The following is a 9,536-nucleotide window of genomic DNA, read 5'->3' as shown; positions in this document are numbered from 1 at the left end:
CTGCGCCGGCACCAGCCGTTGGAGGTCATTGAGGATAATTAATATGAAAATATTAATACTTTAGTATCTAAAATAAAAATTTACACTGAATGAATTTATATAAAAGCTGGGGTTTTCAGGATAATCCATTTGCTACTGTGGCATTAGAAGCAAATGAAGAGGGAGAAAAGCTTCTCATTGGGCGTGATATTGAAATGTCAAAAATTCACAGAAGAATATTTTTAAGACCTAAGTGTGTGACAATTGAAGGGTATAATGGTGTTGGAAAAACTAGCCTTGTTAATGTCGCAATATATAAGCTCTATAAAGAATTCGTAGATAAGAATATTAACCAATTATTTATCCCGAATCCAACAGTATTTCAATTGTCCCAGGACTTACCTACGAATGATTTTATTGATAAGGTTTACTATTCTATTGCTCAACTTATATTAAAGGAATATACACTCATTAAACGACTGGGAGTTTTATTTGAAAATATTAGTGTTGTAGAGAATTTTTTAAATACATATCAGCTGCATAGTTTGCAAGGAGGTATAGCTTCTGTCAGTTTTGGAGAAAGTATAGAATTAAATGGAAGCCATGCGTTTAATCTCAGTGGATTTCGTAAAATTGTTGATGCTTGGTTAGATGTATTATATAAAAAGAAGAGTGGAATTGTTTGTATAATTGATAATGTCGAACTTGTTCAAACTTCTAAAAATGCAAAGCATCAACTGGAATATTTAAGAGATGAGTTGCTGACTAAAAAAGGTCTTAGGTGGGTATTGTGTGGTGCATCTGGGATCATTCTTGGATGCACTTCATCTCCAAGATTAACGGGTATTCTTCATAACCCAATAGAGGTTAAAGGCTTTCGTAATGATGAAATTTCACGAGAAATATTCAGGTCTCGAATAAATTATTACAAAATAGAAAAGCAAGGTCCTCTTGATGTAAGTAGACAAACCTACTTGCCAATAAACCAACATGGATTTGTTATTTTACTTTCTATATTGAGCGGGAACATTCGCCACGCTCTATATTACGCAGGCGAATTTTCATTATGGTGTGCTGATAATGAGTATCGCCCAGAAACAAATATAGAAAAGAGAAAACTATTAGGTGATTGGTTGAGAATGTACAGTGAGGAGTTAGGGAAAGCATTTGATGTTTCAGTATCTCCTAAAGGGAAACGATTTTTTCTATCAGCTTGTAAACTTGAAAGAAGTTTTTCTTATAGTGAGCATAAGGCACTAGGATTTAATAGTACACAGGACATGAGGAATTATGTATCAGAATTAGAAAATTTAGAATTACTTCAAAGTATTCGTACTGAGGAGGATAAAAGAAGAAGACTTATTCAATTAACACCTAAAGGGATGATACTTTATGTAATCGGACTCAATGAAGAATAATAATTAACAACGACCTCCAACTTTACCTACCCGTCCATGCTCCGCTTCGCTGCGCACGGCGGGTAGCCATGAGTTCGGTCCAATTGCAGATTCTATTCTAGCTTATTAGAAAAAAACAAGTAATTGAGTAAAGCGGTGCTCGCACAACTCGCCATGGCGTACATACGGCCCTATTGGCCGATTAACTTCATCAAAAAAACTAATGAGTAAAAATGAGAACTAGTTGGGAGGTAAGGAAGGTTACTTTCAAAGTCTTGCTTTTTATATTATCTACTCCATTTGCATTATTTAGCCAGGAGATGTTCAAATATGAAAAATTTGATGGAGAATTAGATCGCCTTTTTCGTAAGCAGTATTCGGTGAAGTATCAGCGAGTGCAAGACGTTTTAGCAGAGGATAGTACCGCCATAATGGATAATAATTTAGGAATAGTAAGGATTTTAGAGTACACAGGTGAAGAAGATAAAGAGTTAAGTCAAGAGTTATTTGATGAAGTATATTGGTGTAGTTGTATGCGTTATAAAGACTCTATAGCGTTAGCAGTTGGCTTAGGTTTTCAAGGGGGGATTGGGGTTGGAGCAATGGGAGATTTAAGCAGTAATAAATACCAAGCTATAGTAGGTCTCCACGGTGGTAATTCAGAAATGATGCAACTTGAAGATACTACAGTTATGATAGGTGATTTAGAAATAATTATACCTAAAAGTGGTCTTGTACTATCTGATGAATGGAGAAAAGGTAAAAGCGATATTTTAGAGTGGAAAATGTCAGGCTTCTCCAATGCTTTTTATGAAAAGTCAGATGATTTATGGATCAGGAAGAGATTCTTTATTGATCTTCATTTTCGATGTAGGATCAATACTTTTGATGAGTGAGGAGAGATGTTTTAATTCCAACATTTACCAGTATGATCACCGATTAGAGAGAAGGTCAGAACAGCTTGGGTATTCTTCGCTTAATTATCGAATACAAAGCCAATGGTCTTGCTTTTGGGCCTTGCATCCATTTGAACCATTGACTTTGTGGACGGCTTGCTCACCAATTTCCACTAGTAGCGTAGAAACAGAACCAGTTTGCGGAAGCATTAAATCGTTCTAGCTTGGTTTGGTGAGTAAAAAGATCATAAATTGTAAGTCGCAAAGCCTTATCCGTGGCCGAGTGTAATTGAAATAGAAATAGTAAAGAAAAGTTACTGGACCGAACTTTGCTAGTGCGACAATGCCTCCTGCGTCGGCACTGCGCCCTAGCCGGAGTTCTGCGAAATGAACTTCTACAAATAAATATTTAGAAATGAAATCCTGCTGTATACTGAAATAGACCTTCAAAATCTGAAAAACTTTCTTCTGTTCTTATATTCTTTGCTCGGAAAATCTGTAAAAGCCCCCCCAGTTCTACATAGATTCTACTTCCAGAATTGGAAGGGATGAGTAGGCCTATACCCAGGTTAAATTTTGGACTTAGGCGATATTTTAACGTGCTTGGGAATGCGAGACCTCTGTTTAGCGGCAGAGACATTCCAACTTGAAATGAGGAATAAGGTATAATGTAATTAACAAATTTATTGCCTGTTACCATATATTTTGATCTAAACATAGAGTTCTTTCCTAATGCTATTCTAGCATCAAATGATATATTAAGATAGTCTACACTTATGGTATCTATTTCTTTCTCAATTTCTGAATCGGATCTGTTATCCCTTAGCCTTGAATAACCTATTTGTATACCTGCTAATTTATTTGGGCTTAAAGCAAAACTGTTAGATATGCTAAAGTCTAACCCGAAGTCGCTAAGGCCAGAGATTTGGAACAGCCAGTATGACTGGTCTTTGTTAGAAAAAGCGTTCACTAATTCCATAAGTTGAGCATTTTCAGCTGCTTCTTTCTCTGCAGACAGTCTTGAGGTTTTTAGTTTTTCAGAAAGGATAGTAATATCCCGATTAGAAGAGGCTAATTGTTTGTCTAAGAGCTTTTGGTTTTCCTCCAACTCTATTATTGTTTCACTTAATGCATCATTTTTATCTTCGGATAGATTTAGCTCATACATAAGTTGATCATACTGAAATTTTGTGTCTATAAGAGATCTGTTCAGTGAAAGAATCTCTCGAGTATATCCTTCTATATCTTTTTCTAATCTTTCTATATCAGCGTCACTTTGTTCTCTTTGTCTTAGTAAATCATCAATTTTCTTTTGCTTGATGTCTATCTCTGCTCTTTGTTCAGTTGACCTGTTTTTTAGATCAAGAATTCTACGAGACAATCTGTTTAAAGGACTTTCGCCAATAATTAAATTCTCAATTTGGCAATGAATCAGAAGTGGAGTTAAGAAAAATAAAGCGAGTAATATGTATCTCATTCAAAGTGAAATTTAATAAAAGCAATTTCCTCTCTAGCTCTTTTAGAGAGACCTGGGTTGTCACATATGTTATCAGAGTTCAAATATCCGATAAATGTTTCAAGATAAGATGATTTTATCAATTTAATATCGTAATCAAGTTCTTCATCTTGTATGTTCAAAAGATTGATCGTTTCTTTTATATCTTCTTTTATCAAGCATGTACTGGTTTGTGATCCTGTATCTTCTTCAGAAGGAGGAAAAAACTCTATTCCAAAAAAATTTTGAATTGGACCAGATTTATATATTTTGTATGTGAGAAAAGACAAAATAAATATGCATATTAGTGCTAGTATAACTCTGCACGTCTTTGATTTACAGTTGTCGAGAATAATTTTTATTATCTCTACTCTATCTGTTGAGGGCATAAGGATGTTTTTGAAAAATATGTATCGGAATTAGTATACTCGGCTTAAATGGTTCAATCTACACATATATTGTTTTTGAAGAAAAAAAGTGATAGAAAATTCGCAGAACTTTGCTACTACGTCCATGCTCCCTTCGGTCGCACGTCGCAGTAGCCTGAGTTCTACGATATTAATAAAAAAATGAATGACAGAGAAAGAAAGAATCCTACGAAAGTGTCAGATCACAGAACTAGATGATGAACTAAGGTACTTTATTTGTTCTGACTTAGGAGACGATTCTGTAAAGGAGGTGTTTCTGTCAGGTAAGCAAAGATTTGAGTATAAAAGCTATAGTATAGGTGACGAAATCTATGCTTGTAAGAGCTTAACGAATGAATGGAGGCTTGTAACAGGAACTCAATTTAAGAGGAGTCAGATTTTATCCCGTTTAAAGAAAGATTTGGATAAAATAGTTAAATAAAAATTCCGCTATTAAACCTTCTAAGTATGGGACTAGATTCGGTTGAATTACTTGTAGCAATTGAAGAATGTTTTGGAATAGAAATTCCAGATATTGAAGCCGAAAGGATTCATACAGTAAATGATATGATAGAAGCTTGCTCTAGCAGAATAAGCCAAAAACCAATGATTAAATGTCTACAGCAACATATATTCTATAAGTTTCGATTAGCATTAATCAAATTAGGCAATTTAAGGGATGTAATTACTCCTTCTACTACTTTAATCAATCTTGTTGACCATAATAATTTAGAAAGCCAATGGAAATTTATTGAAGATGAATTGAGGCTAGAATTACCTAAATTGACAACTTTAGACATTTATCCAGAGAAAGATCAAGAAGTGAAAATTCTGGGTCTCACAGTAATTAGAAGGTATGATTCAGTTTCAGCAAATACAATCAAGAGGGTAATTGATTGGATTATTTCGCTAAATTTTCATGAATTAATAGAAATTGATCAAATTACAGGTAGGTATGAGGTTGAAAGAATAGCAATTGGTGTAATAAGTGATAGGATTGGAGTGCCAGTAAATGAGATAGAACTTGGGCATTCATTTTCATATGATCTAGGGGTAGATTGAAATGAAAAAAATTAAAGAAATATACATCGTAGAACTTTGGCTACCTGACAATAGCCTCCGCAAAGCTCCGGCTACGGCGCATACCCTAGGAGTTGGCTGCAATGAGTGAAAAACCAGCGAAATAACGTATGGATTTAGATAGGAAAGTGTAAACGATATTTTTGGTTTTTCATGTTTCACAGACTGAGCTAAACGATCAGTGCTATTTTATCCAATTTCCTGCACTTATTGACAAGGTGACGTAAGATGGTTATTTTTGTCAAAAAATGTTGATGATAAGAAAAAAATCAAGAACAGGGGTCACCAAGAACTTTGCTACTAGAAGAGAGGCATTCTCAGCTTTTAAGAAAGATTATGATATACCTCATTCCGAACAACCTGATAAGGTAGTAAAACCAAGAACACCAGATGGGGAAAAGGCTTCATTAGATGACAGAAACGTCAGATTATATATATTTAGAGCCTTAAGTAACTTTTTCGGACTTTTCGTTAGAAGTGAAACCCATCTACGAGAAGACAAAAAGGCTTTATATGCAGAAAGAAAAGGTAGTCAGGGAAGACACTTTAATGCTGGATTTTCTGGTGCGAAATTAAGAGACCATTACAATTTTGACTCAAGCGAAGATGACTAGAATATTTCACTCAAGCGATATATTTAGAAGTAGAAAAATTTTGACTGACTATTTATACAATAGTTCAGGCAGTGATTCTTTTTTAAATAATAGAAAAATCAGCTGGTACAAAATTCTTTTTGAAGGAGAAGATAATGACAAAGTTTATAAGAGCTTTTTTAAGGATTTTCTACTTGGACTTGATAGACAAGATCATCTCAAGAAATACTTATTTTATTATGAACAACATGTTTCCAAAATAAGTAAGGCTAGAAGTAAAATTGGAATGTTTTATCACTTAATGAAGAAAAATGAAGCTTTAAGACAAAGATATATAGAAGCAGAGACTAAAATTAGTGATACGTCTAGTTTCTTTTTTGGTGCATTTCAAATTAATAAATTAGAATTTGATTTGATTGAAGAAAATTTAATTAATGATAATTTTCGATTCGGTTTATGTATACAGGAAGATGATTTTGATGGTATTGAGAATAGAATTTTGACAGAATCACTTATCAGTTTTCCTGATACTATTCAAGTAAGCAAATCCAATAGGGTAGAAGTTGATAACTACAGATTGATTCAGAAGTTTCTAAAGGCGAATACACTTTTATACGATTTCTTCTTTGATGGGAGAGATAATTTAGTATTCTCTCTTTATGTAGGTGAAAAATGTCAACAACTAGCAAATGATGTAATAAAAGACTCGTTAAGTTTTGTTCAAGGAGAATTAATAGAAGAAGGTGAGATTCCAGATAATGAGATTAATGAACTAATTAGTCGATATTTAAATAATAGCCATTATTGAATTAATGAGATACTGCAGCCAACTTTGCTACTACGTACATGCTCCCTTCGGTCGCACGCCGCAGTAGCTTGAGTTGTGTGCAACTAGATAAAACAGAATTAAGAAAAGGAACCTTATCTTTCAACCGCTGGTTTTGTAGCTGTTAACCAAACACAGTTTATTATTAATGACCCACCTAGACAAAAATCCATTTTTTGACCGAATCAAAGAGAGCAAAAATGTTCTACTTGCTGGTGCAGGAGGCGGTTTTGATATCTATTCAGGAATTCCGATATATCAGAACTTAATCAACTCAGGAAAAAATGTTGTGCTTGCGAATTATTCTTTCACATTGCTAGAGGAAACCACGTCGGAAGAAGTTTTTCCGAATTGCTACAAAGTCAGAATGGGAGATTCAGATAAGTCAGGAAGAAATTATTTTCCTGAAAAATATTTATGTTCATTTCTGGGATCGAAAGGGGCTTATATTACAGTTTATGGATTAAGTAGAGTTGGTGTTCAGCCTACTCGAGATACTTATAATTATATCATAAAAGAACATGACATTGATACTGTAATATTGGTAGATGGAGGAACTGATAGTCTAATGTTCGGTGATGAAGAAGGACTAGGAACTCCACAAGAAGATATTTGTTCGATGGCAGCTGCCCATAGAACTGGGGTCAAAAATCAGATACTGTTAAGCATTGGATTTGGCGTTGACCATTATCACGGAGTTTCGCATTATCGATTTTTAGAAAATATTTCGGAGCTTACAAGAGAAGGAGGATACTTAGGTGTGTTTCACTTGCTACCTGATATGGAAGAAGCTATATTATTAGAAGAATTAGTAGAGTATGCTAATATCGTGATGAGAGGTCGAGAAAGCATAGTAGCTAATTCAATTGTTAGTGCTGTTCAAGGCAATTACGGAGATTTTCACCGTACTAAGAGGACGAAAGGAAGCGAATTATGGATTAATCCATTGATGTCTATGTACTGGGCTTTTGACCTTCATAAAGTGATTCGAAAAATCAAGTATTACGATGAGATTAAGGCTAGCAAGACGATTGGAGAGTTCAATATGGGGCTAAGCTCCTATCGTCAGAATATCAAAAAAACTCGAGAGAAGAAGAATATTCCGATTTAGGAGTAGTAAAATATTATGAAAGCACACAACTTAGCTTGTGCGACTATACCCGCCCGGAGTTGTATTCCACTCGATCATATAGTTGGTGCTGTACTTGATCTGCGGTGTACTTGGCGGTTGTTGGTGAAGAGGGGCGTGTACATCGCACAAGCCCGAGTTCTGCGAAATAGAAGATACATCATATTGAAAATATACACGTTTAAATGAAAAATAAATTCATTACCCTATGTCATTTAGTATACAAGAGTATATAACAAAGTCAAAAGCCCATTTGCTAAAGGACGAATTATTTGATGCTCTCAAGGTGTTGATTGTAATTGTGGGTAAGGTAATAGAGCAATCCGGATCGTCTACTTCTAAAGAGTTGCAAAATCAGCTATATTTATTCTCAAATAATTTAAATCGAATCAAAAAAGATTATTTACTTGGAGTAATTGATTGGGACAAAAAGAATACAGAATTAAATAAGCTGGTATTAGCAATTCTTAACTCTTATGACCTTTTACAAGAATTAAACGAAGAATTAGAAAATAATGAAGGTCTAAGTTTGACCATTGGAAGTAGAATTTATACTCATAGGCTGAGAAATATTAATCGTGAAATCTCTTAATAACTATGGTAGATTTGAAAGATACAATTGATTATAAAGAAACCATTAAGTTTAATGAAAAGAGATATTCTATTAAGGTAGATCAGCTCAAACCTAATGAGCATGTTTTCATGACAAAGATACTTGATCAATTGTCCGGGGTAGATACGAGATATACAAATTCCTGTAAGAAGAAGGTTGTTATTGATTTTAAGATTACCAGGTTCGAATACAGTGAAGCTCTAACGATCAAGAGTAAAGGGATTAAGGATATGTACTATATAATTATTTCAAGAGGATTAATATTAAGATTATTTACTCTAATAGAAACTGCGGCTATAGGTGTTAAGCGACAGAACAAATTAAAAATTGATAGAAAAAGATCAGCTATTGGAAATGATATACTTGTCGAAGACATTAGTAGGTTTTCTTTTGAAAAGAACCAGCATTCAACCAATAAAGAACGCGAAAGAATAGACTTAACTTTCTTATCAGTGTTAGAATTTGTATTATATCATGAAATGAGCCATATTTATCAAGGTCATATAGAATGGATGGCGAATAGATCGGAAGTCAATTCTTTTGGGTTTCATCCACTAAAAGACAAAATTGGTAATATTCGGTTACTCGAACACCACGCTGATGAAAATTCAGTATGGTTATGTATGTCCGAAAATTATCAGGGAAATCCATTGTTGATTGACATGTTAAAAGGAAGTTTTAGTTATAGCGATTACTTATCTCATTTTGTATATGGATTAATTATATTTTTTCATTTTTTTGAAGACTTTCAGGAATATGCTTTTGAAAAGAGAGGAACCTCACACCCACATCCTGAAATAAGAACGAATATTATATATAGCAGTATCAAAAATATCATATCATATTTATGTGATATTGACTCTGATATAGAATCACTTAATGAAGATGTAGACTTGGGGTACAATGCAGCAATAAAAGCTCTTGAGGCTGATTTGGTAGACTTCAGGCCTTTCTATAATTCTTTTCATTCTATTAATCCGGGTGATTGGATGCTGAAAGAGGTGTCCAATTATAACAACTCTAAAATGTATCTAATAAAAATGTTGGAATCGTACAAAATTTTGAAAAACTAATGAAGTTCGCAGAACTTTGCTACCATCGACAAGCCTCCTATCGTCGGC

At 34.1% G+C, this 9,536-nt stretch carries 10 protein-coding genes; 8 read left to right on the top strand and 2 right to left on the bottom strand.

Annotated elements, in window-relative coordinates; translation table 11 throughout:
- The first annotated feature begins 89 nt into the window (after window positions 1-89).
- Both ACRBG0_RS27395 and ACRBG0_RS27390 read left to right on the top strand, forming a co-directional pair.
- The gene (locus ACRBG0_RS27395; RefSeq protein ID WP_431490017.1) at window positions 90-1,397 is read left to right on the top strand and encodes a hypothetical protein; all 1,308 of its coding nucleotides are present in this window, start codon (window positions 90-92) and stop codon (window positions 1,395-1,397) included.
- 212 nt (window positions 1,398-1,609) lie between these two features.
- Window positions 1,610-2,272 (top strand): hypothetical protein, encoded by a 663-nt coding sequence (locus ACRBG0_RS27390; protein ID WP_431490016.1) that lies wholly within the window; start codon window positions 1,610-1,612, stop codon window positions 2,270-2,272.
- Window positions 2,273-2,681: 409 nt separating this feature from the next.
- On the opposite strand, the gene ACRBG0_RS27385 is transcribed toward ACRBG0_RS27390, so the two are convergent.
- Window positions 2,682-3,749 (bottom strand): hypothetical protein, encoded by a 1,068-nt coding sequence (locus ACRBG0_RS27385; protein WP_431490015.1) that lies wholly within the window; start codon window positions 3,747-3,749, stop codon window positions 2,682-2,684.
- The gene (locus tag ACRBG0_RS27380; protein WP_431490014.1) at window positions 3,746-4,156 is read right to left on the bottom strand and encodes a hypothetical protein; all 411 of its coding nucleotides are present in this window, start codon (window positions 4,154-4,156) and stop codon (window positions 3,746-3,748) included. Before ACRBG0_RS27380 ends, ACRBG0_RS27385 begins: the two co-directional genes overlap by 4 nt.
- 486 nt (window positions 4,157-4,642) lie before the next feature.
- Between ACRBG0_RS27380 and ACRBG0_RS27375 the strand changes: the two genes are divergently transcribed.
- From ACRBG0_RS27375 to ACRBG0_RS27350, 6 genes are all read left to right on the top strand, one after another.
- Window positions 4,643-5,236: a phosphopantetheine-binding protein gene (locus tag ACRBG0_RS27375; protein ID WP_431490013.1), complete on the top strand. Its 594-nt coding sequence runs from the start codon at window positions 4,643-4,645 to the stop codon at window positions 5,234-5,236.
- A gap of 272 nt (window positions 5,237-5,508) precedes the next feature.
- Window positions 5,509-5,868 carry a hypothetical protein gene (locus tag ACRBG0_RS27370; RefSeq protein ID WP_431490012.1) on the top strand — a complete coding sequence of 120 codons (360 nt, stop codon included), beginning with the start codon at window positions 5,509-5,511 and terminating at the stop codon, window positions 5,866-5,868.
- A complete protein-coding gene (locus ACRBG0_RS27365; RefSeq protein ID WP_431490011.1) occupies window positions 5,861-6,655 on the top strand; it encodes a hypothetical protein in 795 nt (264 codons plus the stop codon). Before ACRBG0_RS27370 ends, ACRBG0_RS27365 begins: the two co-directional genes overlap by 8 nt.
- Window positions 6,656-6,821: 166 nt before the next feature.
- Window positions 6,822-7,784, top strand: a complete 963-nt coding sequence (locus tag ACRBG0_RS27360) for a DUF1152 domain-containing protein (RefSeq protein WP_431490010.1) — start codon at window positions 6,822-6,824, stop codon at window positions 7,782-7,784.
- Between the two features lie 226 nt (window positions 7,785-8,010).
- Window positions 8,011-8,394, top strand: a complete 384-nt coding sequence (locus tag ACRBG0_RS27355; RefSeq protein WP_431490009.1) for a hypothetical protein — start codon at window positions 8,011-8,013, stop codon at window positions 8,392-8,394.
- A 5-nt stretch (window positions 8,395-8,399) separates the two neighbouring features.
- A complete protein-coding gene (locus tag ACRBG0_RS27350) occupies window positions 8,400-9,488 on the top strand; it encodes a hypothetical protein (protein WP_431490008.1) in 1,089 nt (362 codons plus the stop codon).
- Window positions 9,489-9,536 lie beyond the last annotated feature (48 nt).

This window comes from Lewinella sp., assembly GCF_050633125.1.
Taxonomy (GTDB): domain Bacteria; phylum Bacteroidota; class Bacteroidia; order Chitinophagales; family Saprospiraceae; genus Lewinella.
The sequence above is the reverse complement of the archived record's forward strand: the minus strand, read 5'-3'. Positions and strand labels throughout refer to the sequence as shown.